At 65.3% G+C, this 25,169-nt stretch carries 22 protein-coding genes and 2 tRNA genes; 17 read left to right on the top strand and 7 right to left on the bottom strand.

The features are described 5' to 3' along the window. Positions 1-42: 42 nt before the first annotated feature. The 17 genes from tig (at position 43) to MUB46_RS21345 (ending at position 18,904) form a co-directional block, all read left to right on the top strand. Entirely contained in the window at positions 43-1,497 is a 1,455-nt protein-coding gene (tig, locus tag MUB46_RS21425) for a trigger factor (protein WP_261618017.1), read from the top strand. 200 nt (positions 1,498-1,697) lie between these two features. Next, positions 1,698-2,348 (top strand): ATP-dependent Clp protease proteolytic subunit, encoded by a 651-nt coding sequence (locus MUB46_RS21420; RefSeq protein WP_261618016.1) that lies wholly within the window; start codon positions 1,698-1,700, stop codon positions 2,346-2,348. A 255-nt stretch (positions 2,349-2,603) separates the two neighbouring features. Further along, the gene (clpX, locus tag MUB46_RS21415; RefSeq protein ID WP_261618015.1) at positions 2,604-3,872 is read left to right on the top strand and encodes an ATP-dependent Clp protease ATP-binding subunit ClpX; all 1,269 of its coding nucleotides are present in this window, start codon (positions 2,604-2,606) and stop codon (positions 3,870-3,872) included. 224 nt (positions 3,873-4,096) lie between these two features. Beyond that, entirely contained in the window at positions 4,097-6,520 is a 2,424-nt protein-coding gene (lon, locus tag MUB46_RS21410; RefSeq protein ID WP_261618014.1) for an endopeptidase La, read from the top strand. A gap of 162 nt (positions 6,521-6,682) precedes the next feature. Further along, on the top strand, positions 6,683-6,955 hold the full coding sequence (locus MUB46_RS21405; protein WP_261618013.1) for an HU family DNA-binding protein: 273 nt from the start codon (positions 6,683-6,685) through the stop codon (positions 6,953-6,955). A gap of 147 nt (positions 6,956-7,102) precedes the next feature. Then, positions 7,103-7,178 (top strand) — tRNA-Val (locus MUB46_RS21400). A gap of 178 nt (positions 7,179-7,356) precedes the next feature. Further along, positions 7,357-7,433: transfer RNA gene (locus MUB46_RS21395), tRNA-Asp, on the top strand. A gap of 823 nt (positions 7,434-8,256) precedes the next feature. Beyond that, positions 8,257-8,832 (top strand): XRE family transcriptional regulator, encoded by a 576-nt coding sequence (locus tag MUB46_RS21390; RefSeq protein ID WP_261618012.1) that lies wholly within the window; start codon positions 8,257-8,259, stop codon positions 8,830-8,832. Between the two features lie 20 nt (positions 8,833-8,852). Next, on the top strand, positions 8,853-10,967 hold the full coding sequence (locus MUB46_RS21385; protein ID WP_261618011.1) for a hydantoinase/oxoprolinase family protein: 2,115 nt from the start codon (positions 8,853-8,855) through the stop codon (positions 10,965-10,967). A gap of 5 nt (positions 10,968-10,972) precedes the next feature. After that, entirely contained in the window at positions 10,973-12,781 is a 1,809-nt protein-coding gene (locus MUB46_RS21380; protein WP_261618010.1) for a hydantoinase B/oxoprolinase family protein, read from the top strand. Next, positions 12,781-13,071, top strand: coding sequence for an acetone carboxylase subunit gamma (locus MUB46_RS21375; RefSeq protein ID WP_261618009.1), 291 nt, complete (start codon positions 12,781-12,783; stop codon positions 13,069-13,071). The genes MUB46_RS21380 and MUB46_RS21375 overlap by 1 nt, the downstream gene beginning before the upstream one ends. A 4-nt stretch (positions 13,072-13,075) precedes the next feature. Further along, positions 13,076-13,645, top strand: coding sequence for a helix-turn-helix domain-containing protein (locus MUB46_RS21370; protein WP_261618008.1), 570 nt, complete (start codon positions 13,076-13,078; stop codon positions 13,643-13,645). A gap of 14 nt (positions 13,646-13,659) precedes the next feature. Continuing rightward, entirely contained in the window at positions 13,660-14,331 is a 672-nt protein-coding gene (locus MUB46_RS21365) for an isochorismatase family protein (protein WP_261618007.1), read from the top strand. A 66-nt stretch (positions 14,332-14,397) separates the two neighbouring features. Beyond that, positions 14,398-15,354, top strand: coding sequence for a BMP family protein (locus MUB46_RS21360; protein ID WP_261618006.1), 957 nt, complete (start codon positions 14,398-14,400; stop codon positions 15,352-15,354). 13 nt (positions 15,355-15,367) lie between these two features. Continuing rightward, positions 15,368-16,948, top strand: coding sequence for an ABC transporter ATP-binding protein (locus tag MUB46_RS21355; RefSeq protein WP_261618005.1), 1,581 nt, complete (start codon positions 15,368-15,370; stop codon positions 16,946-16,948). After that, positions 16,945-17,982: an ABC transporter permease gene (locus tag MUB46_RS21350; RefSeq protein WP_261618004.1), complete on the top strand. Its 1,038-nt coding sequence runs from the start codon at positions 16,945-16,947 to the stop codon at positions 17,980-17,982. Before MUB46_RS21355 ends, MUB46_RS21350 begins: the two co-directional genes overlap by 4 nt. Beyond that, on the top strand, positions 17,975-18,904 hold the full coding sequence (locus MUB46_RS21345) for an ABC transporter permease (RefSeq protein ID WP_261618003.1): 930 nt from the start codon (positions 17,975-17,977) through the stop codon (positions 18,902-18,904). Before MUB46_RS21350 ends, MUB46_RS21345 begins: the two co-directional genes overlap by 8 nt. 235 nt (positions 18,905-19,139) lie before the next feature. Here MUB46_RS21345 and hmuQ read toward each other — a convergent pair whose 3' ends face one another. The 7 genes from hmuQ to MUB46_RS21310 form a co-directional block, all read right to left on the bottom strand. Next, the gene (gene hmuQ / locus MUB46_RS21340) at positions 19,140-19,469 is read right to left on the bottom strand and encodes a heme-degrading protein HmuQ (protein WP_261618002.1); all 330 of its coding nucleotides are present in this window, start codon (positions 19,467-19,469) and stop codon (positions 19,140-19,142) included. Between the two features lie 47 nt (positions 19,470-19,516). After that, positions 19,517-20,554, bottom strand: a complete 1,038-nt coding sequence (locus tag MUB46_RS21335; RefSeq protein ID WP_261618001.1) for an energy transducer TonB family protein — start codon at positions 20,552-20,554, stop codon at positions 19,517-19,519. 44 nt (positions 20,555-20,598) lie between these two features. Continuing rightward, complete coding sequence (locus MUB46_RS21330) at positions 20,599-21,006, bottom strand: ExbD/TolR family protein (protein ID WP_261618000.1); 408 nt, start codon at positions 21,004-21,006, stop codon at positions 20,599-20,601. Positions 21,007-21,015: 9 nt separating this feature from the next. Further along, the gene (locus MUB46_RS21325) at positions 21,016-21,408 is read right to left on the bottom strand and encodes an ExbD/TolR family protein (RefSeq protein ID WP_261617999.1); all 393 of its coding nucleotides are present in this window, start codon (positions 21,406-21,408) and stop codon (positions 21,016-21,018) included. Next, the gene (locus MUB46_RS21320; protein ID WP_261617998.1) at positions 21,398-22,168 is read right to left on the bottom strand and encodes a MotA/TolQ/ExbB proton channel family protein; all 771 of its coding nucleotides are present in this window, start codon (positions 22,166-22,168) and stop codon (positions 21,398-21,400) included. The genes MUB46_RS21325 and MUB46_RS21320 overlap by 11 nt, the downstream gene beginning before the upstream one ends. Before the next feature lie 12 nt (positions 22,169-22,180). Next, positions 22,181-22,603, bottom strand: coding sequence for a hypothetical protein (locus tag MUB46_RS21315; protein ID WP_261617997.1), 423 nt, complete (start codon positions 22,601-22,603; stop codon positions 22,181-22,183). Positions 22,604-22,729: 126 nt separating this feature from the next. Beyond that, positions 22,730-24,922, bottom strand: coding sequence for a TonB-dependent hemoglobin/transferrin/lactoferrin family receptor (locus tag MUB46_RS21310; RefSeq protein ID WP_261617996.1), 2,193 nt, complete (start codon positions 24,920-24,922; stop codon positions 22,730-22,732). Between the last annotated feature and the right edge of the window lie 247 nt (positions 24,923-25,169).

The following is a 25,169-nucleotide window of genomic DNA, read 5'->3' as shown; positions in this document are numbered from 1 at the left end:
GACACGAACTTCAGGACAACGCAGTTAGGCGATCGAGACGTCATGCAGGTCACAGAAACTCTCAACGAAGGGCTCAAGCGCGAGCTCCGCATCACCATCCCGGCCGGGGATCTGGATACCCGGCTCAACGACCGCCTGACCGATCTGAAGGATCGCGTCCGCATTCGCGGTTTCAGGCCGGGCAAGGTCCCGATCGCCCATCTGAAGCGCGTCTATGGCCGCTCGGTCATGGCGGAGGTCCTGGAGCAGGCGGTCAACGAGACCAGCCAGCAGGCGATCACCGATCGCGAGGAACGTCCCGCCTATCAGCCGCAGATCGCGCTGACCGAGGACAAGGACGAGATCGAGCAGATCCTCGAAGGCAAGGCGGACCTGGCCTATTCGGTGACGTTCGAGGTGCTGCCGCCGGTCGAGATGCCCGATTTCTCGAAGATCAAGATCGAGAAGGAAGTGGCGAAGGTCGAGGATTCGGTGGTCGACGAGAGCATCGAGCGTATCGCCGAGCAGAACCGCCCGTTCGCGCCGCGCAAGGACGGCGAGGCGTCGGAGACCGGCGACCGGCTGACCATCGACTATCTCGGCAAGCTCGACGGCGAACCCTTCGAGGGCGGCGCCGATCAGGACGCGCAGATCCAGCTCGGCTCGAACTCGTTCATTCCCGGGTTCGAAGAGCAGCTCACCGGCGTGAAGGCGGGTAGCGACATCGTGGTCAAGGTGACGTTCCCGGAGGCCTATCAGGCCGAGCATCTGGCCGGCAAGGCGGCCGAGTTCGACGTCAAGGTCAAGGAGATCCAGGCGCCGGGCGAGATCAAGATCGACGACGAGTTCGCCCAGTCGCTCGGCATGGAATCGCTCGACAAGGTCAAGGACGCCGTGCGCGAGCAGATCGGCAAGGACTTCGAGACGCAGTCGCGCAGCAAGGTCAAGCGCCAGCTGCTCGACGCGCTGGACGAGGCCTGCAAGTTCGAATTGCCGGAGAAGCTGGTCGACAGCGAGTTCGAGGCGATCTGGCAGCAGGTGACGCAGGACCTGGAGCGCGCCGGCAAGACCTTCGCCGACGAGGGCGCGACCGAGGAAGACAGCAAGGCCGACTACCGCAAGATCGCCGAACGGCGGGTGCGGCTGGGCCTGCTCCTTGCCGACATCGGTGACAAGAACGAAATAAAGGTGACGGAAGAGGAACTGAACCGGGCGATGATCGACCGGGTGCGTCAGTTCCCCGGTCAGGAGCAGTTGGTCTGGGAGTACTATCAGAAGAACCCCGGCGCGCTGGCCGAGCTTCGGGCGCCGATCTTCGAGGAGAAGGTCGTCGACTACATTCTGGAGCTTGCCACGGTCGAGGAAAAGACGGTGTCCCGGGATGAGCTGTTCCACGATCCCGACGAGGAGCACGATCATCACCACCATGATCACGATCATGACCACGACCACGACCACGGGCCTTCCGACGACGAGAAGCCCAAGCGTCGCCGCACCAAGAAGGCCGACAAGGAATAATCCGTTAAGGACGGCAGGGCGCGCCGCTCGACAAACGGTGCGCCCGAGGGCCTATCATCGGATCGACGATTCGTTCGGGCCGGGCGGGCCGCGTGCACGCGCGCATCGGCGGGCGGAGACACCGGATTGCCGATGCGCTGCGCCGCCACGAGGAAGACGCAGCACGAGCGACACAGCACGAATGACACTGGGAGACCGAAATGCGTGATCCGATAGATACCTACATGAACCTCCTGGTGCCGATGGTGGTCGAGCAGACCAACCGGGGCGAGCGGGCCTTCGACATCTACTCGCGGCTTCTCAAGGAGCGGATCGTCTTCGTGACCGGGCCGATCGAGGACCACATGGCGACGCTGGTGACGGCGCAGCTTCTGTTCCTCGAAGCGGAGAACCCGAAGAAAGAGATCGCCATGTACATCAACTCGCCCGGCGGCGTGGTGACGTCCGGGATGGCGATCTACGACACAATGCAGTTCATCCGGCCGCCGGTATCGACGCTGTGCACCGGCCAGGCGGCATCGATGGGCTCGCTTCTGCTGACGGCGGGCGAGGCGGGTATGCGCTTCGCGCTGCCGAACGCGCGCGTCATGCTGCATCAGCCCTCCGGCGGCTTCCAGGGCCAGGCATCGGACATCGAGCGCCATGCCGAGGACATCCTGAAAATGAAGCGTCGGCTGAACGAGGTCTATGTGAAGCACACGGGCCGGGACTACGAGACCATTGAGCGGACGCTCGATCGTGACTACTTCCTGACCGCGCAGGAGGCGAAGGACTTCGGCATCGTCGATCAGGTGATGGACAAGCGCGGCGATCCGACACAGGAGCCGGAGCCGGCGCCGGAGAAGAAATAAGGGGCTGGAGCACCCGCGACAGGCGCTGACGCAAAACGGCCGAACGGGCAGGGGCTTGAACCCTGGGCCGGCGACATTAGCGTTAATTGTCTGTTGATGTGTGGGTACCTAGCATGGTGGCATTGGCCGAGCGTCGCGTGGCGGCTATAACACCGAGGTGAAGTGCGTCGCCGACGGGGCGAGGCGACGCCAAAACAGCCCCGGACCGGCTTTCCGGGAGGGCCTGAAGCCCGCGGGGCGAAGTGGAGTGACCGAATGAGCAAGGTCAGCGGCAGCGATTCGAAAAACACGCTCTACTGCTCTTTCTGCGGAAAGAGTCAGCATGAAGTCCGTAAGCTGATCGCGGGACCCACCGTGTTCATCTGCGACGAGTGTGTCGAGCTTTGCATGGACATCATTCGCGAGGAGAACAAGAACTCCTTCGTGAAGGCCAATGACGGCGTGCCGAGCCCGAACGAGATCTGCCAGGTTCTCGACGACTATGTGATCGGGCAGGCGCACGCCAAGAAGGTGCTGTCGGTTGCCGTGCACAATCACTACAAGCGGCTCAACCACGGCGCCAAGTCGAACGACGTCGAGCTGGCGAAATCGAACATCCTGCTGATCGGCCCGACGGGCTGCGGCAAGACGCTGCTGGCGCAGACGCTGGCGCGGATCCTCGACGTGCCGTTCACGATGGCCGACGCCACGACGCTGACGGAGGCCGGCTATGTCGGCGAGGATGTCGAGAACATCATCCTGAAGCTCCTGCAGGCGGCCGACTACAATGTCGAGCGGGCCCAGCGCGGCATCGTCTATATCGACGAAGTCGACAAGGTCAGCCGCAAGTCGGATAACCCCTCGATTACCCGCGACGTGTCGGGCGAGGGCGTCCAGCAGGCGCTGTTGAAGATCATGGAAGGCACGGTCGCCAGCGTTCCCCCGCAGGGCGGGCGCAAGCATCCGCAGCAGGAGTTCCTGCAGGTCGACACGACCAACATCCTGTTCATCTGCGGTGGCGCCTTCTCGGGGCTGGAGAAGATCATTTCCGGCCGTGGCCAGGGCACGTCGATCGGCTTCGCCGCCGAGGTGAAATCGCTGGACGACCGCCGCACCGGCGAGATCTTCCGCGACGTCGAGCCCGAGGACCTGCTCAAGTTCGGTCTGATCCCGGAATTCATCGGCCGTTTGCCCGTCATCGCCACCCTCGACGATCTCGACGAGGATGCGCTGGTGCAGATCCTGTCGGAACCGAAGAACGCGCTGGTCAAGCAGTATCAGCGCCTGTTCGAGATGGAAGGCGTCGAGCTGACCCTGCCGATCGACTCGCTCGAGGCGATCGCGCGCAAGGCGATCGAGCGCAAGACGGGTGCCCGCGGCCTGCGGTCCATCATGGAATCGATCCTGCTCGACACGATGTTCGAGCTGCCCGGCCTCGACGGCGTCGAGGAGGTGGTGCTCGGCCCCGACGTGATCGAGGGCAAGGCGCGGCCGCTCTACATCTATGCGGACCGGGCCGAAAAGTCGGTCGAAAGCAGCGCCTGATCCTGACGGCGTCCGGGACCGCCAGACGGTTCCGGACCGCCACTTGACTTGGCTGTGGTGCGTGGCCACCTATTGATCGACCTACTGCGGCACCGCAGCGAAGCGAGTCGACCGGTCCGGGTCCGTTGATGGCCCGGCGCGCCGTTTTCAGGGCCGGTCAGTAACCCGCCGCGTCCTCTTGGCGTAATGCTGTGTGCTGCCCCTGATATGAGAGGACATCAAATATGGCCAACGTGAAGCCGCGCGTCACAGGGACACCCGACGGACAGGATATCTATCCGGTTCTTCCCCTGCGCGATATCGTGGTCTTCCCGCACATGATCGTCCCGCTGTTCGTCGGACGCGAGAAGTCGATTCGCGCCCTCGAGGAAGTGATGCGGGCCGAGCGGCCGATTCTTCTGGCGACCCAGAAGAACGCCGCCGACGATGACCCGGAGACCGATGCGATCTACGAGGTCGGCACCATCGCGACGGTGCTGCAGCTTCTGAAGCTGCCGGACTCGACCGTCAAGGTGCTGGTCGAAGGCCAGAGCCGTGCACGCCTGACCCAGTTCACCGACCGCGAGGACTATTTCGAGGCCGAAGCCATCGCGCTGGCCGAAGAAGAGGGCGATGCGGTCGAGGTCGAGGCGCTCGCGCGCTCCGTGGTGTCGGAATTCGACAACTACGTGAAGCTGAACAAGAAGGTGTCGCCCGAGGTGCTCGGCGCGGTCACCCAGATCGAGGACTATTCGAAGCTCGCGGACACCGTGGCTTCGCATCTGGCCGTCAAGATCCCGGAGAAGCAGCAGATCCTGGAGACCGTCTCGGTCACCGGCCGGCTCGAGCAGGTTCTCGGGCTGATGGAGAGTGAGATCAGCGTTCTTCAGGTCGAGAAGCGCATCCGGAGCCGCGTCAAGCGTCAGATGGAGAAGACGCAGCGCGAGTACTACCTGAACGAGCAGATGAAGGCGATCCAGAAGGAACTCGGCGACTCAGACGAGGGCCGCGACGAGATTTCCGAGCTGGAAGAGAAGATCGCCAAGACCAAGCTGTCGAAGGAAGCCCGCGAGAAGGCTCTTGCCGAGCTGAAGAAGCTCAAGCAGATGAGCCCGATGTCGGCCGAGGCGACGGTGGTGCGCAACTACCTCGACTGGCTGCTGTCGATCCCGTGGGGCAAGAAGTCGCGCATCAAGAAGGACCTGGGCCACGCCCAGGGCGTTCTGGATACGGATCACTTCGGGCTGGAAAAGGTCAAGGACCGCATCGTCGAGTACCTGGCCGTTCAGCAGCGCGCCAACAAACTGCGCGGACCCATCCTGTGCCTGGTCGGCCCGCCCGGCGTCGGCAAGACGTCGCTGGGCAAGTCGATCGCCAAGGCCACGGGCCGCGAGTTCGTGCGCGTGTCGCTTGGCGGCGTGCGTGACGAGGCGGAAATCCGCGGTCACCGGCGCACCTATATTGGCTCGATGCCCGGCAAGGTCATCCAGTCGATGCGGAAGTCCAAGCACACCAACCCGCTGTTCCTTCTCGACGAGATCGACAAGATGGGCGCGGATTTCCGCGGCGATCCGTCCGCGGCGCTGCTCGAGGTGCTCGATCCGGAACAGAACTCGACCTTCAGCGACCATTACCTCGAGGTCGACTACGACCTGTCGAACGTGATGTTCGTGACGACGGCGAACACGCTGAACATCCCGCCGGCCCTGATGGACCGGATGGAGATCATCCGTATCGCCGGCTACACGGAGGACGAGAAGGTCGAGATCGCGCGGCGTCATCTGATCCCGAAGGCGATTCGCGAGCACGGCCTCAAGGGCAAGGAGTTCTCGATCGACGACGAGGCGCTCATCACCGTCATCCGGCGCTACACGCGGGAAGCCGGCGTGCGTAATCTCGAACGGGAGCTGGCGACGCTCGCCCGCAAGGCGGTCAAGGAGCTGATCGTCACCCAGAAGAAGTCGATCAAGGTCACGGGCAAGAACCTCGAGGACTTCCTAGGCGTGCCGCGTTATCGCTACGGCGAGGCCGAGCGCGAGGATCAGGTCGGCGTGGTGACGGGGCTCGCCTGGACCGAGTTCGGCGGCGAGCTGCTGACGATCGAAGGCGTGATGATGCCGGGCAAGGGCAAGATGTCCGTCACCGGCAACCTGCGCGACGTGATGAAGGAATCGATCCAGGCGGCGGCGGCCTATGTGCGCTCGCGCTCGATCGATTTCGGGATCGTGCCGACCCTGTTCGACAAGCGCGACATCCACGTGCACGTGCCGGAGGGAGCGACCCCGAAGGACGGGCCGTCGGCGGGTGTAGCGATGGCGACCGCCATCGTGTCGATCATGACCGGCATCCCCGTCCGCAAGGACGTCGCCATGACCGGCGAGATCACGCTGCGCGGCCGGGTTCTGCCGATCGGCGGCCTCAAGGAGAAGATGCTTGCGGCGCTCAGGGGTGGCATCAAGACGGTGATCATCCCCGAGGACAACGCCAAGGATCTCGCCGACATCCCGGAGAACCTCAAGAGCGGGCTGGAGATCATTCCTGTGTCGCGGATGGAGGAGGTGCTCAAACTGGCGCTGACGCGGGTTCCTGAGGCCATCGAATGGGAAGAGCCGGCCGAGGCGTCCCAGGTTGTGGCCGACGACGCGCAGTCCGGGCTTGTGGCGCACTGATCGGGGCGATATGAAGGCGCCCGCCGGGCCGGCGGGCGTTTTCTTTTTTGTAGATGTCGGCTCGACAACACCTTATTTCTCGGCGCGCTGGCGTTAAACTCCGCGTACAGGCGGCGATTCGCCGAGTGCACCTATTAGAAACGTGGACGAAAGGATAAGACCGTGAACAAGGCCGATCTCATCGCGCAGGTCGCGAACGACTCGTCGCTCCCCAAGGCCCAGGCGGCTGGTGCCGTGGATGCCGTGCTGGACGCGATCACGGGGGCCCTCAAGAGTGGCGATGAAGTGAAGATTGCCGGTTTCGGGACGTTTTCCGTCGCCGAGCGCGCGGCTTCGACCGGCCGTAACCCGAAGACGGGCGAGCCTATTCAGATCGCTGCGACCAAGCTGCCGAAGTTCAAGGCCGGCAAGGGTCTCAAAGACGCTGTGAAGTGATCTGCGGCGCCTCCGGGCGCCTGTTTGATCAGACTGACGAAAGGCCCCGTGTCCGGACAACGGCACGGGGCTTTTCGATGTGTCGTTGTGCCTTGCGCATGCGCCGGGCGGGCGATACATCGAAAGCACCCGCGATAAAGCGGGCGAGGGCGGTTAGCTCAGTTGGTAGAGCGCCACGTTTACACCGTGGATGTCGGGAGTTCGAGCCTCTCACCGCCCACCATTTTTCCCGTTGTTGGCGTCCTTGAATCGTCCCTCACATCAGGGACATAGCCAGCGACGGCAGATTTCCGTGAATAGGGGCTCAGATTGCTCCGAATTCGCGATCGGGCCGCTTGACTTGGATCGGGCGGTCACTTAAGTCGAAGCAACCTGATGCGGGGAACACATCCCGCGCGTTCGGGGGTGTAGCTCAGTTGGTTAGAGCGCCGGCCTGTCACGCCGGAGGCCGCGGGTTCGAGTCCCGTCACTCCCGCCATTTCCCCGAACATTTCGACATTCTTTCCGTCCGGCTTAGAAAGCCCGGCCTCCGCCGGTGAGCCCTGGCGATTCTCGCAGGGCGTCGCGGTCTCCCGGATCGTTGCGTCCTTGATCGTCGGCCCCGTCGTGCGGCCCTGCGCCTAAATATGGCGAGACAGGCGGCCGGGGAGGGCCGCTGACAGGCGGAAGAGCCCGCCGGTGAGGGGCGCCCGTCTTCCCGCGCCCTGCCGGGCACGCTTGCCCTTAGGCCCTGCACATGGGGGCAGTCTGTTCCCGCGCATAACAGCTCTCCGCAGCCGAGGTTTTCCACAGGGCGTTCAGCGTCGAGGGCCGATGCGTTTTGCAGCCGGCTGACGGCCGGCTCGCGGCAGCGCGTGCGGGGCGGCTCGGCGGTTCGTATCGGCCTTCGATAGCGCCGGGAAGAGCAGGGAGGATGCGCCGTGGATCCATTATCTGGTCCGCACCTGTGTTCACTGGAGCGTGTGGAAGACGTTGCGTCTCAACAGGGCGTCATTCGGGGTGCCATCAAGCTTTTCGCAGAAGCCGTTCGGCCGGCAAGCACGGAATGATCCGTGTTTGCTTTCCGCCCCCCGCGCAACGGGCCGCCCTCATTCGGTGAACCGCGCCCTTACATCGAAGCGGGCACGCCCGTTACGACCATTTCTGCCATTCGAACTCAGGCTATACGCAGGGCGAATCTGCCGAGGAGATCCATACGAACCGGACAGCTTGCCGAAGACATGCGGCGCGCATTGAGATTTTCCGTTGACACGAAATTTCACTTACGACCATACTTCGGAACCAAATGAAAGTTTCTGCCGATGACCGTCCGACTTTCACCGCTATTTGGTCCAAGGGAGCTGCGCCGTATCGGGCACCAGGTCCGGCAGGCCCGCGAGCGTGAAAGGATGACGCAGAACCAGCTTGCCAACGCCGCGGGACTTTCGCCGCGGGCAATTCGCGAGCTGGAGGCGGGGCGCTCAAATCCCGCGCTGGCGACCATGGTCGCGGTCGTCGATTCACTCGGACTGACGCTCGACGAGTTGGTCGAGGTGGCCCGGTCCGAGCCTCCGCAGCCGGACGTCACACGTGCCGCCGACCTGGGCGACGGCGTGACCCCGCTCGTCCGGACGTTGCAGGATCCGCGGATGGCCTCGCGCATCGTCACGCCATCCGACCCCGCCGCATCGATTCCGCATCCCGCCAACCCCGTTTTCTATCACGTCCTCAAGGGCTCCGTTTCCGTGGACGTGGATGGAGAGACGATCAAGCTGCGCCGGGGCGACAGCCTGCACATCGACGCCGGTGTCGAGGGCGCGTGGCGCCCGGACGGCGGCGACAGTCAGGTTCTCGTCGTGGAAGCCGTCCGCACGAACGGCGCAGCATCGCAAGACTGAAGACAAGGAAACCCGGCCGCATGACTGAAATCAGCTATCTCGTCGCGACCGATGTCGGTGGAACGTGCACCGACACGATCATCGTATCGTCGACCGGGGACATTCATATCGGCAAGGCGCTTTCGACGCCTCCGGACTTCGCCACGGGCGTCCTGAGCTCGATCGGGTCCGCCGTCGAGGTCATGGGCCTTCCGCTGCAGCAGGTGCTTGAAAATACGACGCTTTTCATGCACGGCTCGACCGTTGCCGACAACACGCTGCTGACGCGGGACGGCGCGCCGACCGGGCTCATCGCCACCGAGGGCTTCGAGGACACGCTGTTCGTCACGCGCGGGGCCTACGGCCGCTGGTCGGGGCTCACCGAGGACGGCATAAAGAACCCGGTGACGACCAGCCGGGCCGAGCCGCTGATCGCCAGCGATGCGATTGCCGGCGTGCGGGAACGCGTCGATTGCGATGGAGACATCGTCGAGCCGATCGATCTGGCCAGTGCCGAACAGGCCGTCCGGTTCCTCGTCGAAGACAAGAAGGTCGAGGCAATCGCGGTCTCGTTCCTTTGGTCGTTCTTCAACCCCGAACACGAACGCGCCGTGCGGGACGTCATCAGGCGGGTCTCGCCGGAAACCTACGTGACGATTTCGAGCGATATCGCGCCGGTTCCCGGTGAGTACGAACGCACGTCGACGGCGGTCATCAATGCCTATGCCGGCCGGATCGCCCGGGACTATCTCAACGATCTCGAGGCCCAGCTGCGCCGCAACGGCTATCGGGGCCAGACCATGGTGATGCAGGGCTATGGCGGCCTTCTGCCGGTGAACGAGGCCTCCGAGCGCTCGGTCGGCATGATAGAATGCGGGCCGGCGGCGGGCGTCATCGGGGCGAAGTTCCTCGGCGACATGATGGGTGACGCCGACATTATCGCCGCCGACATGGGTGGCACGACCTTCAAGGTTGGCGTCATTCAGAAGGGCGAGATCGAATTCGCCCGGGAACCGCTCGTCGACCGGTATCACTACGTGGCGCCGAAGATCGATGTTGTTTCAATCGGCGCCGGTGGGGGCAGTATTATCCAGCTGGATCCGAAGACGCAGCTGCCGACCGTCGGGCCGCGCTCGGCCGGCTCCCGTCCCGGCCCGGTATGCTACGGGCTGGGCGGCACCGAACCGACCTTGACGGACGTGATGCTGCTGATCGGCTACATGGATCCGGGCCACTTCCTGCGGGGCTCCATGTCGCTGGACGCCGACGGTGCCCGCCGGGCGTTCCAGGACAGAATCGCCGGTCCGCTCGGCGTCTCCGTGGAGGAGGCGGCGATCGGTATCTATCGCGTCGCCTCGGCCCAGATCACCGACCTAATCCGCAAGATCACCGTCGAGCGGGGTCTCGATCCGCGCGAATTCGTTCTGCATTCCTTCGGCGGCTCGTGCGGCATGCTGGCATCCGCCTTCGGCAGCGAACTCCAAGTGCGCCGGATCGTCATTCCGTATACCGCGTCGGTCAACTGCGCCTTCGGGCTGGTCACCGCCGACGTCCGCCACGAGTATTCGACGACCACGACCTTGCCGGCCGAGGCCTCCGCGGAAGAGGTCAACGCGATTTTCGCCCCGCTGGCCGAGCAGGCATGCGAGCAGCTCCTGAGCGAGGGCTTTCCAGAGGACCGGATCGCCCTGAACTGGTCGGTGGACCTGCGCTATCGCCGGCAGGTGCACGAGGTCACGACGCCGATCCGCGCGGCGACGCCACTCGACCAGGCCGGTCTCGAGACGCTGATCGCGGACTTCGAGGCCCTGTACGAGCGCAAGTTCGGCAAGGGCTCGGCCTATCGCGAGGCCGGTGTCGAGATGACGATGTTCCGACTGACGGCGAGCGGGAAGATCGAGCGTCCGAACCTTCCGAAGGTGGCCGAAGGGGCCGCGGATGCAGGCGCGGCGAAGATCGGCCGGCGTCCCGTCTTTTCCGAAAGGCACGGCGCGCTGGTGGAGGCCGACATCTACGACTTTACCCGACTTGAACCGGGCAACCGCCTGGCCGGGCCCGCTGTCATCCACACGCCGATTACCACGATCGCCGTACAGGCAGACCAGACGGCCCGGATGGACGGCTACCGCAACATCGTGCTCGAGCTGGAGGGGTGACCATCATGGACCCGATGACGTTTTCGATTATCCGGCACCGTCTGTTCCGCATCATCGACGAGGCGGTGATCACCCTGAAGCACGTCTCCGGCAGCGCCATCACGAACGAAGGCCACGACCTGATGGTCTCGCTGTACCGGGCGGACGGATCGCTGTTGATGGGCGGCGTCGGTTTCCTGCACCATCTGACCAGTGCCGCCGAAGCCTGCAAGGCGATCATCCGGCGGTTCGAGGGACGCATCCGCGAAGGCGATGTCTTCCTTCTCAACGACCCCTACACGGCGGCGCTGCATACGTCCGACATCTACCTGGTGGCGCCCATCCACTATGACGGCAAGCTAGTCGCCTGGAGTGCCTGCTTCGTGCATGTCTACGACATCGGCGCAATGAATCCCGGGGGGTTCAGCCCGCAGTCGCCGGATATCTTCACGGAGGGCTTCTCGTCTCCGGGCATCAAGATCGTCGATCAGGGCGAGATGGTCGACGACGTGCTCGACACGATGCTCAACATGGTGCGCTCGCCTGAGATGGTGACGCTGGATCTGCGCTCCATGATCGCCTGCAACAACGTGGCGCGCGAACGGATGCAGGCGCTGATCGAGAAATACGGGCCCGAAACCGTGGATGCGGCGGGCTCGGAACTGATCCGGCAGTCGGAGGACCTGTTCCGGGCGCGGCTTCGCGAACTTCCCGACGGGTCCTGGCAGTCGCGGCAGTATCTCGATGTGGACGGCGAGACCGCGGTGGTCCGGCTGACGATGACCAAGTCCGACGACCGGCTGGTGTTCGACTTCACCGGGTCCAGCCCGCAAAGCCGCTACGCGATCAACTGCACGAAATGGGCGTCGCTCGGCGGCTTGTTCGCCCCGCTGTTTCCGCTGCTGTGCTACGACATCACCTGGAACGAGGGCGTCATCGAACCGGTCGAGATGATTGCGCCGGACGGCTCCATCGTGAACTGCACCCGGCCGGCGCCGGTGTCGGTGGCGACGGTTGCCGCGATCCAGTCCGTCAACAATGCGGCCTGCGCGACGATCGGCAAGATGCTCGCGGCCAGCGAGAAGTATCGCAGCCAGGCGACCGCAGTCTGGCACGCCAATCATTTCGCCATTTTCAAATTCGGCCGCAACCAGAAGGGCGGCGAGTCGATCGGCATCCTGACCGAGACGTTCGCCGGGGCCGGCGGTGCGCGGTCGTTCGCCGACGGCGTGGAAATCGGCGGGGAAATTCCCAACCCGATTTCGCGGATGGCGAACGTCGAAACCGTCGAGGCGAACTTTCCGGTCCGCTATCTCTTCCGCAAGCGGATGACCGATTCCGGAGGGCCGGGAGAGTGGCGCGGCGGCACCGGCGGCGAACTGGCGATCGTCCCGCACAAGGCGCCCGACGGAGGAATCCACTACGTGATTTCCGGCAAGGGCGCCCGCCATCCGATGAGCGACGGCCTCGCCGGCGGCTATCCCGGTGCGCCGAACCGGTACCTCTGGATCAAGCATGACGAGGTTCCCGGCGAGGGCGGGGTGCAGGACGACCGGCTGGACGGCCGGGCCGAGCCGGTGTCCTGGGGCGTGTTTCCGCTGATGGGCAAGGACGCGCTGTACGTGCGCTGGAACGGCGGCGGCGGCTATGGCGATCCGCTGGCGCGAGATCCCGATCGGGTCGCCGGCGATGTGCGTGAGGGGCTCGTCAGCCGGTCGGCTGCCGAGGAAATCTACGGTGTCGCGCTTGGCGAAGGTGGCGCCGTCGACCAGGCGGAAACGGAACGCCTGCGCAAGGGCCGGATGGCGGCGCGGCTTGGCAGGGAGCTGGTGTGATGAGCGAGAAACGACCTTACTCCGCGACGATCGATCGTTCGGTGGATGGTCCCGGCGAGGCGCTGGTCTGCCGCTCCTGCGGCCACCGGCTGTGCTCCGCGGACGCCATCTGGAAGGAGGCGGCCCGGCTCGAGGAGAGCCCGCTCTGCGAAAGCGCGGGCGCCGTCTTCGCTGCGACCGATCCGAACCTGATGCTGCGCCGGTTCTATTGCCCGGGCTGCGGTGTCGCCCTGGACACGGAAACCGCCCTCAAGGACGAGCCGTTCCTGATCGATCGGGTGAGGGGGTAAGGACATGAGCAAGGCCGCGGATACGCTCGGCCTCCGGATCCGGCAACTGCGCCAGGATCAGGGGTTGAGCATTGCGGCACTCGCCAAGCGTTCCGGCGTGCCGGTCAGCACGATCAGCAAGATCGAGAACGGATTGCTCAAACCGAGCCTCGTCAACGCGATCAACCTGGCCACGGCGCTGCAGGCCAATCTGGGTTTTCTGCTCGACCGGACCCGCACGCAGCATGCGCGCTATTCCGTCGTCCGGCGCAACCAGAGGGGCAGGCGTTCCTTCCCGGAAATGGCCCTCGTGCTCGAAGACCTGAGCAGCGGGTTCGTGCCCGGCCTGCTGGAATCGCGCATCGGCACGATTGGGCCGGGCGCCCATTCCGGCGAGGAGTTCATGTCCCATCCCGGCGAGGAACTGGCCCATGTACTGTCCGGACGGATCACTTACGACATCGATGGGACGATCGTTGAAATCGCACAGGGGGATTCCCTGCACTTTCAATCGGATACGCCTCACCGCTGGTACAACGACAGCGACGGGCCCGCGGAGCTTCTGTGGGTCTTCTCGGACGGTCTGTCATTCTGATGAAGGACTCTAAAATGATAAGTCAGCACATAATCGATCGGGTGGTGGCGCGGCGCGGACGTCTGCATCTGTTCGATGATCTCGAGGCGAAGCGCACGGCCCTGGTCGTGATCGACATGCAGAAGACTTTCTGCGAGCCGGGCGCACCGGCGGAGGTGCCGGCGTCGCGCGACATCGTGCCATCGATCAACCGGCTCGCCGACGGCCTGCGCCGCGCCGGCGGTACCGTGGTCTGGTGCACGCATGCCAATGTGGGCACGGGCGACAGCAGCGACTGGCGCAACTTCTTCGATTTCTTCGTCTCCGACGATGTCCGCTCGCGGACCATCGAAAGCCTTTCGCCCGGCGGCTCGGGCCAGGATATCTGGCATGAACTCACGGTCGAGGAGCCGGACATCAAGCTCTTCAAGAACCGCTACAGCGCGCTCGTTCCGGGATCCTCCCAGCTTGAGCGCGTCCTGCGGAGCCTGAACATCGACACCCTGCTGATCTGCGGCACGAAGACCAACGTGTGCTGCGAATCCACCGCCCGCGACGCGATGATGATGGATTTCAAGGTGGTGATGGTTTCGGACGGCACCGCCGCTCTGTCGGAGGCCGAGCACCGCGGCACGCTCGAGAACATCATCCAGCAGTTCGGAGATGTGATGACCGTGGACGAGATACTGGAGAGGCTGAATCGCTGAAGCCGGCAGACCATCTCCAGAAAAAAATAAATCAGGCGGCACCTAGCCAAAAAAGAGGAAACCGACATGTGGAAGCTAATTGCAGGAACCGTTCTTGCCGTCGTCATGGCGACGGCACCGGGCCAGGCCGAGACGAAGCGAGTAGCCCTGGTGCTCCCCGGGCCGATTACGGACGGGACGTTCAATTCCGCCGCGAACAAGGGGATCGAGGCCGCCAAGGCCAAGTACGATATCGAGGTGGCTGTTCGCGAGAACACCGATTTCGCGCAGATCCAGGACGTGCTCCGGTCCTACGCGGAAGAGGGCTACGACATGGTCATCGGCCACGGGTTCCAGTTCGCTGAGCCCGTGATGGAGATCCATGCAGACTATCCCGACACCTGGTTCGTGGTGAACACGGCCCAGGTGGCCGCCGAACCCAATGTGGCCTCGTTCGACAATCGTTGGGGCGATGCCGGCTACATGGCCGGCGCGGTGGCCGCGCTGTTCTCGAAGAGCGGCAAGATCGGCCATATCGGCGCGATCCCGGTGCCGGTCATCGAGGACTACAATCTCGGCTTCGAGCGGGGCGCCAAGGCGATGCGCCCGGATACCGAGGTGCTTTCGGCCTATGTCGGTTCGTTCTCCGACATCGCGCGCGGCGCGGAGATCACGACCTCGCTGATCGAGCAGGGGGCGGACGTCGTCACGTCGACGGGCAACGAGAACGTCGTCGGAACGATCCAGTCGGCGCAGAAGGCCGAGGTTCTCGCGATCGGCACCGCGTTCGACAGCCATGCCATGGCGCCGGAAACAATCATCACGACGGCGCTTATCAACATGGACGTCAACATCGACCTGGCGGTAAGCAAGCTGATGGACGGTACCCTCAAACCGGAGACTTATGTCCTCGGGCTCGAGGAAGGCGGCATCGGCATGGCGCCTCTGCGCGACTTCGAGGCGGCTATCCCGGCAGAGGACAAGGCACGGATCGACACGCTGGTCGAGGATATCCGTGCCGGCAAGATCCAAGATCTGCCCTGAGCCGGCGGCAGCCGTGACCGAGAACCTCGCGACGCCGCTCGTCGCGCTGCGCGGCGTGACGAAGCGGTTCGGAGACGTCGTCGCAAACAGGGCCGTCGATCTGGAAATCGGCCAGGGCGAGGTCCTCGCCCTGGTCGGCGAAAACGGTGCCGGCAAGTCGACGATCGTCAACATGCTGTCGGGCGTCTTCCCGCCGGACGAGGGCGCCATCGAGATCGATGGCGTGCCGACCGTCTTCGCCACGCCCGCGGACTCCGTCGAGGCGGGGATCGGGGTGGTGCATCAGCACTACATGCTCGTGCCCACCCTGTCCGCGCTCGACAACATCGCCCTCCAGGCCCGGGAAATCGGGCTTGGAAAGATCGATCGCTCGGCTCTGGGAGCGCGGGCGGGCAAGGTCGCCGAGACACTCGGTTTCCAGTTCGACAAGCGCCAGCGCATCGACAGCCTCGACGTCGCGCATCAGCAGCGCATCGAGATCATCAAGGCACTGATGCACGAGGTCCGCCTGCTGATTCTCGACGAGCCGACCGCGGTGCTGGGCGCGGAAGACAAGGCACGCCTGTTCGAGACGGTCCGCGGGCTCAAGGGGCAGGGCGTTTCCGTGGTGCTTATCACCCACAAACTCGAGGATATTTTCGCGGTCGCAGACCGCGCGGTGATCCTGCGCAACGGGGCGGTGGCCGCCAGTCTTCCGGTGCGCGGTCTGTCCGCGGATACCATCGTGTCGCATATGGTCGGGGCGGACGCCGAGGCGCGCGCGGAGGTTCAGATACCGTCCGAAGGCGCAACCGCGGATGACAGCGTCGGACATACGCATCCGCCCGGAAAAGTCGTGTGCCGCGTCCGTGACGTGACCCTGCACCGGCCGAACGGATCGGTTGCGGTCGCCGGCCTGTCGCTTGAACTCCACGCCGGCGAAATCGTCGCCGCCGCCGGTGTCGACGGCAACGGCCAGAGCGAACTCGTCCGATGCCTCGCCGGCATGCAGCGCCCCGCCGATGGAGAAGTCGACTGCCTGGGCCTCAATTCCCGGATGAGCGACTGGACGCCGGCGCGGCTGCGGCGAGCCGGCGTCAGTCATATACCCGAAGACCGCCGGCGATCCGGAATCGTGGGCGACATGAGCCTGGCCAAGAACTATCTGCTCAGCCATCTCGACGATCCGGGCTTCACGCGGTTCGGCCTGCTGAGAAACCGATACCTGGCGCAGGTGGTCGACGAACGGATTTCCCGGTTCAAGGTGCGTGCGCCGGGCAGCGGCGAGCGCATGAAGAACCTGTCCGGCGGCAATCAGCAGAAGGTGGTGCTGGCGCGCGAGCTCGATGGCGATCCCCGGCTGATCCTCGCCGCCCATCCCTCGCGTGGTCTCGACTTGAACACCATCGCCTTCGTCCATCAGGTGCTCGACGAGGCGCGGGAGGCGGGCCGGTCGATCCTCCTCCTGTCTTCCGACATCGACGAAATCCTCAAGATCGCCGACCGGATCTTGGTCTTTGCCGGCGGGCGGACATTCGGACCGGCGCGGTGCGCCGAGGTCGACCGGCGAACAATCGGTGCCTGGATTGCCGGGCACGAGGACGTGCCGGCATGACGGGGACCGAACTGCGGAAACCGGCGCTGGTCGCCGTGGCGTTTCTCGTCGCGATGGTCGTGATCGCGATCCTGCTCGCCGGCGCCAATCCGGCCGATATCGTCTACGGCATCGTCGAGCGGGCGCTGTTTACGCGCGCCGGCCTGCTCGAAGCCCTGATGCGCACGATTCCCCTCACCATCATGGGGCTTGGCATCGCAATCGCGTTCAAGGCGCGCATCTTCAACATCGGCATGGACGGCCAGCTGATCGCCGGCAGCGTTGTCGCCGTTGTCGCCGCGCCGCTTCTTCCCGCCAACGTCGCGGGGATCGTGCTCTTCCTGGGCCTCGGATTCCTGGGGGGCGCCGTCTGGGGCGGCATCGCCGGGGGCATCAAGGCGCGGTTCGGCGGCAACGAGATCATCGCGACGATCATGCTGAACTATGTTGCCGTGCAGATGCTGTCGTGGCTCGTACGCGGTCCGCTTCAGGAGAAGATGAGGATCATTCCGCGTACCGACGCGATCGACCAGGCGCTGCGGCTGCCGGTCCTATTCGACGGAACGCGGATACACGCGGGGCTGATCGTCGCCGTGCTGGCCGTGGTCGTCGTGGCGCTTGTCGTCATGCGCGGACGCTTCGGATACCGGCTCGCGGTCGTCGGGTCGAACGATCATGCCGCGCAGTATGCCGGGATCAGCCCGTCGCGCATGGCGGCGACGGTGCTGGTGATATCCGGCGCGCTGGCCGGACTGGCCGGCGCCGTCGAGGTGGCCGGACTGTACGGCCGTCTTCAGGAAGGGTTCGCGCCGGGCTTCGGCATCGCCGCGATAGCCGTGGCGCTGGTCGCTCGCCTCAATCCGCTTCTTGTTCCGGTGTCGGCGTTCGGTTTCTCGTTGCTGTACTCAGGCCTTGGCGCGCTGGCGCGCAACGGTGTTGTGCCGTTCCCGCTGATCAACATCATGGAGGGGGCGATCATCCTGATCTTCCTTGCGGCCAGCATCGCCTTGCGCCGCGGCCCGGGCGGAATGCGGGGGGCATCGGCCAATGGATGAGGTGGTATTCCTGAGCTCGCTGCTCGCGGCCGGGATCCGGCTTGCCGCGCCGATCGCGCTCGCGGCTATCGGCGAGACGCTCTCGGAGCGGGCCGGAGTCATCAACGTGGGCATCGAGGGCATCATGCTGGTCGGCGCCTTCGTTGCCGTCCTGTTTGCCGTCTATACGGGAAGCCCATGGGTGGGCCTTCTGGCGGCGATCGTGGCCGGTGTCGCCATGTCCGGCGTGCATGCCTATTTCGTGGTGCGCCTCAAGACCGAGCAGATCGTGTCGGGGATCGCCCTCCTGTTCCTCGGCCTCGGCCTGTCCGGCTACGGCTATCGGCTGACGCTCGGCGAGGCGGGGGCGGCGGTCAAGATCCCCGGATTTCGCGAACTGGACATTCTCGGGCTCGCGGACGTCCCGGTGATCGGGCCCATCCTGTTCGGACAGCACGCGCTGGTCTATCTCGCGGTCGCGTCCGCAATTGCCATGGCCTACATGTTCAGGGCCACGCGGCTCGGTGTGATCATCAAGGCCGTCGGGGAGACGCCGGTTGCCGCGGATTCGGCGGGAATCAACGTCGACCGCGTCAGGTTCCTGTGCGTCCTGGTCGCCGGCGGATTCGCGGGCGCGGGCGGAGCGTTCCTGTCGACCGCGCACCTTTGGGGGTTCGTGGAGAATATGACCGCCGGACGTGGCTTCCTGGCCATCGCCTGTGTGGTCTTCGCGCGCTGGAATCCGGTGGCGGCCGTGCTGGTCGCGCTGGTCTTCGGCATCGCCGACGCGGCCCAGATCAGGTTGCAGACGATCTTTCCCGCGGTGCCCTACCAGTTCTTCGTGATCGCACCATACGTCGTGGCCATCGTCTCGCTGGCGGTCGGCTCGCGCAGCAGCCGGATGCCCGCGGCCCTCGGGATTCCCTTCGCCAAGCCGCGCTGAAGCCGGCCGCGTGGACACCTTCGACACCATGCGCGGCCCCGGCGCTGGCACACACTATGGGTCGCAACCATCCCAGCACATGACGACGCGGGCCATGGGCCCGCGTCGTGTTTCGGCCGCCTGGGTGCGACCGTGCCGTTCTTTTTCACGCCGACGCGTCGGCGCCCCGGTGATCCGAAACGATCCGATCTGCCGGGAGGAGGGAGGACCTCATTCCTGACGGCCGTCGGCCGATTCAGGCGGCCGCGGCTGTCTTCTTCAGGTCCACCACCGATTCGAAGCCTTCGAATTCGGGATGGCCGAGATAGAGCGGCTTGTTGCTGCCGGCGTTCTTGTGCGCCTGGCGGAAGGCCTCGGACCGGGTCCACGCCTCGAAGGCATCGCGGTCCTTCCAGACCGTATGGGAAGAATAAAGCGTGTGATCGTCCCGTTCCGGCCCCTTCAGCAGATGAAACTCGACAAAGCCGGGCATGTCGTCGAGGTGGCTGTCGCGATTGCGCCAGACGCTCTCGAAATCGGCTTCCGAGCCCTTGACGACCTTGAAACGGTTCATGGCGATGAACATCGGTATTCTCCCTTCTGCTTGAGACATGGGTGCTCGAGCCGGTCTTCTCAACGCGGCTTGAAACGAATGGGGACGGTGAAGGTCATGGTGCTTCTGCCGAGCGCCTGCGGGATCGGTGGAAACGGCGCGGCGCGGCCGACCATCGCGACGACCTCGCGATCGAAGGCGCTCGTTCCGGAACTGCGCGACAGGCGCGCGGCCCGCACCTGGCCGTTGGCGGCGATGGTGAAGGTGATGGTCGCTGTGCCCGACAGGCGCCTGGTGGCGGCCTCCTTCGGGTAGCGCTTGTGCCGTTGCAGATGCGAGGCCACACGGCCGGCATAGGAAGAGACGAGGTGCCGTCCGCCGTCCGATGGCTGCCTGCCGGCGCCGCCGACCTGTTCGCCGGCGGGCGCAGCCGCGGGAGGCGTGCGCGCGGCGGACTGCGAGGGGGATGGCTTGACGGCGGCCTTCGGCTGCGGCGCCGTCTTCTTTGCGGGTTCGGGCTTTATTGGCGGTGCCGCGACGCGCGGGACATCGGCCGGCCGGACCCTGGGGACCGGTGTGGTGATGTCGGTGGCCGTGACGGGCTCGGCCTCATCGACCGGGGCGAGGGCCGCGACCCGGGGGGCGGAGATTTGCGGTTCTGGGACTGACGGGTCTGAGACCCCGGACGTTGCGGCGGGCTCCGCTGATTCGGCCGATTCGGTTTCCAGTGCCGCGATCGCCTCGCCGCCGTCCCAGGATGAGGGCGCCGGGGTATCCAGACCCTGTGCGGCGTCGTCGGTCGGTTTCGCAAGCGGTTCTGTTTCGGGGCCGACAGGCGGCTGGAGTGCATCCGGGGTATCGGCGGCCACGGCTTCGGCAACGTCGGATGTCCCGGCAGGTTTGGATGTTTCCGGCGTCTCGGCCGTCTCAAGCGTCTCTGGCTTCTCCGGGGTGTCCGTGGCCTGCGGCTCGCCGGTCTCGGTCGGTTCGGCGGCGAGATCGACGACATCCGCGATCGTCTCGACCGGCAAACCCCACACCGTTCCGGGCCGGCCTGCCGCCCCTTCCATCGCCACCTTGGACGGGTATCCGGCGAGGCCCAGCGCGATGCCGTGCAATCCGACCGCGATCGCGGCAGCGATGGCCCACTGCCTGGCCCCGATCACGACCCGCCCCCGCGCCTGGTGATCAGCCGGATCCTGACGACGCCGGCGGCGGCGAGGGTGCCGAGCACGGGAGACAGCTCTTTCGCGGGCAGCGCTTGATCGACGACCACGGCGAGCGGCGCATCCTGTGATGCGGGATTGGTCGCCCCGACCATCGCCGCCAGCCCGCCGAGATCCACCGGCAAGCCACGATAGGAAATCCGACGGTCCGCCGACACGTAGACCGCGTCCGCCGGCGCGTTGGCGCCCGGGCTTCTCTCCGACTCCGGATAGGCGACGTCTATCTCCGGTTTCGGCGCGATGGTGCCGGCGATCAGGAAGAAGATGAGCAGCAGGAAGACGATGTTGATGAGCGGCACGATGCCGTCGTCGGACCGGCGTTTGGGGGGAGGGGAGAGTCGCATCGATCCGCCTCAGTGCACCAGAACGACGTCGCCGGCGCGCGCGCCGCGCGCGGTTTCCAGCGCCGTGATGATATCCTGCGCCGTCGCCCGGGTCGTCGGCCTGAGCAGGATCCGCTGGGTCTCGGCCGAGCCGAGGTCGCGCAAGGTCTCGGCAAGCGTATCCGCGGCGACGGCGAAACCGTTTACGGCAAAACGGCGATCCGCATCGACCGTGAGCAGGACATTGGCCAGCTCCGCGACCGGCATATCGGGGGCACCGCTGCCGCCGAGGGTCACGTCGATCTCGGAGAAGCGCGAGAAACTCGACGCCAGCATGAAGAACAGGAGCAGAAGGAAGACGACGTCGACCAGTGCCGTCAGACTGGTCGTTCGCCGTATGGAGGGCAGGGACCTAGTGCGCATGGCCGCGGCCCGCTGTCGGATGCAACGCGACCGTCGCCGGAGCCGCTGTCGCCGGATCCGCCGCCTCGTCGGCCAGCGGCGGGTTGGTCAGGACCAAGGTCGCAAGTCGCTCGATCGTCCGCCGTTCGCCGTCCACGCGCCCGTCGAACCAGTGCAACAGGAGTGCCGCGGGAATCGCTACGGCGAGGCCGACGGCCGTCGTCAGAAGTGCGACCCAGATACCGCCGGCCAGCCCGGCCGGGTCGACATCGCCGCCGCTCGATTCCAGCACTCGGAAGGCGTCGATCATGCCGATGACGGTGCCCAGGAGCCCGAGCAGCGGCGCGGCCTGGGCAATCGCCTCGAGCCCGCGCAGATAGGCGCGCAGCTCGCCGACGGCCTCGTCGGCGGTCTGCTCGACGTCTTCGCGGACGTGATCCTCGCTCGCGCCGGAGAGAAGTCCGGTCATGGCGCTATTGACGACGGCGGCGAGGGGACCGCTCCAGAGGGCGGCCTGTTCGGCAGCCAGCCGGGTCTCGCCGCGACGCCAGCGCTCGACGGCGGCGATCAGGTGGATCCGCGCGGGCCGCAGACGCACGAATTGCCAGGCCTTCACCAGCGCGATCGTCAGGGCGATCACGGACAGGACCAGCAACAGCGCGACGATCGGACCTCCCAGGTCCAGGATCTGATGCAGGCCCGAGAGGATTGCGCCGCCGACGCCGTCGTCGGCGAGGCCGGGCCCGGGCAATGGCGCGGAAGGTGCGGTTGTCTCGTCCATGTCTTCTCCTGACTAGTCACCCATCGGGGCGAGCACGGTCGTAAAGGGCACGTCCGCCCGACTGGCCGGCCGGAGCGCGGCGAGACAGGCCGAAGGCGTCAGACCGTCGCCCGAGCATGCGGTCACATCATTGAGCAGGATGCGCGCGATTCGTCCGCAGGACAGGCTGGCCACGTCGAATTGTTGGACGCGCGTACGCCCGCTTGGCAAGGGGCGGGTCTTCAGCAGGAGGAACCGGTCGACACGATCGTCTGTGTCGAACAACACCGCTTCGACCGAGAGGGTCTCGATGGAAACGTCCAGGCCATTGGTCAGAACGAAACTCAGCCGGCAGGCGGTCTCGACCGTTTCGAGCCGGTTGAGCTCGACCAGAATTGCTGTCTCTTTGCCGTTCGCCGAACCGGCGCCGACCGGCAGGAGCGGGAGCGCCAGCATGGCGATAGCGGCCAGGAACGAAAGCCGAGACCGGCTTCGGGACCGGGGGATTGGCCCCCTGCCGTGCGACAGGGGGGCGTTTCCGGTTACGGGCTCGCGGGCGTTCATGGTGTGGGCTCCCGAAGATTACGGCTTGTAGGCGGCCGGCTCGTCCGGCAGCTCCTCACCGTCCACGCCGAAGCGCAGGGTCGCGGCGAACTTGGCGTTGAAGCCCTGCTCGAGAATGGGCGATCCGGCGGCGACGTTGAGGTAATTCCCGTAGGCGACGTCGAAGACGTTCTCCAATCGGACGTCGAAGCGCAGGTTGTCGTTCGGCGCGTAGGAGGCGAACAGGTTCACCAGCTCGTAGCCGTCGATGATCGAGCTCTGCAGCACCGGGTTGGTCGCGTAGTTCCCGACCCGATAGGGTCGCACCATCTGCAGCTCGCCCCCGAAGGTCAGCTTTTCGTCGAGCATGCGGAAGCCGAGGCGGCCGGTGACCTGGTCGGGCGGCACCGACAGGAGCGGCGAGGCGGGCGAGGTCGAAAAGTCCCGCCCGGTGATCGCCGAGCCCTGGAGGCTCGCGAACATCCAGCCGGTATCGTAGACCGCCTCCAGTTCGAAGCCCTGGATCTCGACCCGGTCGAAGTTCTGGTATTGCGCGCAGATCGGGATCGACCAGGGAAGCGGCACGAAGGCGCAGCCGGCCGTCGGATCGAAGGGCGACAGGTAGGTGAGGCCGATATAGTCGTCGACGTCGTTGTGGAACCATGCCGCCTTCATCCGGAAGCCGTCACCGGGCGCCAGCACGTCGTCGCGCTTGACGTTGATGCCGATTTCCCAGGTCTTCGCCGTTTCCGGGACCAGGTTCGGATTGGGCAGGAACGGGAATGCGACGCCGGAGGGATGCAGGCCGGTCATCAGCGTCTCGATGATGCTCGGCGAGCGGTAGCCCTCCGCGTAGGTGCCGTAGATCTGGACGTCGTGCAGGAAGGATTCCTCGAACGGCTTCACGCCGATGGTGAGGCGCGGCGAAACGCGGGCGTCGGAATTGTCGACGCCGCTGCCGGTGAGCTCATAGCCGTCCCAGCGCAGGGCGCCGATCACCTCCAGCCAGTTCGAGTACTCGATCTGATCCTGGATGTAGGCGCCGTATGCGGTGCGCTTGCCGGATGGATTGTAGACCTGCGCGCCGCTCAGCGGATCGATTGTCTCCGCGGTGTCGCGGAACCAGTCGCCGCCGTAGGTCACCGCGTGACGTAGCGGCCCGGTGTCGAAGCGCGACGTGTTCCAGCCGTCGAAACCGGTCGTCTGCAGGGTGAACTCGCGGGTTGCGCCGGCGGGCACGAACACCGGCAGGCCCGTTGCCGGATTGTAGCGGAACGCGGGATCCTGCGAGGTCTGCGACTGATCCGCGTCGACGTGGAATCCGCTGACGGTGAGGTCGATCCAGGGATTGTCGGGCGTGGAGAAGGTGTACTTGCCGGTAAAGGTATTCTCGTCCAGCGTGACGTCCTGAACGGTGCCGGATTCGTACCAGTTGTCGTGGTTGCCGACCCAGCCCAGCGTGATCTCGTGGCCGTCGGCGGGGCGGAACCGGGCCTTGGCCAGACCGCCCAGCACGTCGTAGCGCGAATAGGGGACGGTCATGCCGTTGCCGTCCTCGTAGTCGTCGGCCGCGCGGTAGACGACATTGCCGATCACGTCGAAGGCCTCGCCGATGCGCGCCGCCCCGGTTGCCGCGGTCGTCCTGCCGTCGCCATTGGTCTCGTAGCGGCCCTTGATCGAACCGGCGATCGTCTCGTCGGGCTTCAGGAAGTCGGATGCCGACTTGGTCTCGAAGACGATGACGCCGCCGATGGCGCCGGAGCCGTAGGTGTTCGAGACGGGTCCGCGCACCACGGTCACGGCGTTGATCATCTCCGGCTCGATCCAGACCGTGGAGGTCGCGCCGTGGTCGTTGCGCTGGAAATTGTTGCGGGCGCCATCGAGGATCACCTGTACGCGGCCGAAATCCTGCAGGCCGCGGATGTTGAAGCTCGAGCCGGCGTGGCTTGCATCCTGCGACACGCCGACGGTGACGTTCGGCATCCCGAAGAAGATGTCCTGGGTTGTGGTCGGCTGCAGGATCTGCAGCTCCGACTGATTGACGACGCTCACCGACGCCAGCGAATCGACCGCTTCTTCCTCCGTCTTGGAGGGAACGATGGTGATCTCGTCGAGGTGGACGTTAGTGACGTCGGCTTCCTGTGCGCCGGCCGCGCCGGCGGCGACGGCAAGCGCCGTCGACAGAAGCAAGGTGGAACGGAAAGTGCGGAAACGGTTGCGGTGCAGCGTCATCTGAGCCCCCAGTGCGACTAGCGAAAGCGCCTTCTGGAAAAAGCGCGGCTTGCTACTCAACCTGAGGGTCTTTGGCTTGCTGACAGCGGCGTTCGACGGTCTCCGGCGGGAGGCGTCGATTGCCAATAGCTTGCGTTCTAGTTTAATACGACTATTACAGTCAAGTTTAATGGAAGGCGTATCAGCGCCTCGTTCGTGAGTCCCTTTTTTCGAACCGGGAGACCGCCCATGACCGTGCCCGAAGGGC

The sequence above is a fragment of the Microbaculum marinisediminis genome (assembly GCF_025397915.1).
GTDB classification, from domain to species: Bacteria; Pseudomonadota; Alphaproteobacteria; order Rhizobiales; family Tepidamorphaceae; genus Microbaculum; species Microbaculum marinisediminis.
The sequence above is the reverse complement of the archived record's forward strand: the minus strand, read 5'-3'. Positions and strand labels throughout refer to the sequence as shown.